This window comes from Salmonella sp. FC25216, from assembly GCF_057751355.1.
Genome location: NZ_JBDGON010000035.1, coordinates 1 through 634, shown reverse-complemented (window position 1 = coordinate 634; position 634 = coordinate 1). Strand labels below are relative to the sequence as shown.

Genomic DNA, 634 nt, shown 5'->3' with positions numbered 1-634 from the left:
TGACTGGGGTGAAGTCGTAACAAGGTAACCGTAGGGGAACCTGCGGTTGGATCACCTCCTTACCTGAAAGAAGCGTACTTTGCAGTGCTCACACAGATTGTCTGATGAAAAGTGAAAAGCAAGGCGTCTTGCGATTGAGACTTCAGTGTCCCCTTCGTCTAGAGGCCCAGGACACCGCCCTTTCACGGCGGTAACAGGGGTTCGAATCCCCTAGGGGACGCCAGCGTTCAACTGATGAGGTCAAACTCCCAGGGGACGCCACTTGCTGGTTTGTGAGTGAAAGTCACCTGCCTTAGTATCTCAAAACTGGCTTACGAGTCATGTTTGAGATATTTGCTCTTTAAAAATCTGGATCAAGCTGAAAATTGAAACAAGAACAATTCCGATTGTTCATGAGTCTCTCAAATTTTCGCGACACGATGATGTTTTACGAAACATCTTCGGGTTGTGAGGTTAAGCGACCAAGCGTACACGGTGGATGCCCTGGCAGTCAGAGGCGATGAAGGACGTGCTAATCTGCGAAAAGCGCCGGTAAGGTGATATGAACCGTTATAACCGGCGATGTCCGAATGGGGAAACCCAGTGTGACTCGTCACACTATCATTAACTGAATCCATAGGTTAATGAGGCGAAC

The 634-nt window shown here is 48.7% G+C and carries 1 tRNA gene and 2 rRNA genes; all 3 read left to right on the top strand.

Annotation, left to right across the window (positions count from 1 at the left end):
• Nucleotides 1-62, top strand: a 16S ribosomal RNA gene (locus AC3G3F_RS23860); the annotation flags it as partial.
• A gap of 85 nt (nucleotides 63-147) precedes the next feature.
• Nucleotides 148-223: transfer RNA gene (locus AC3G3F_RS23855), tRNA-Glu, on the top strand.
• A 228-nt stretch (nucleotides 224-451) separates the two neighbouring features.
• Nucleotides 452-634, top strand: a 23S ribosomal RNA gene (locus AC3G3F_RS23850); the annotation flags it as partial.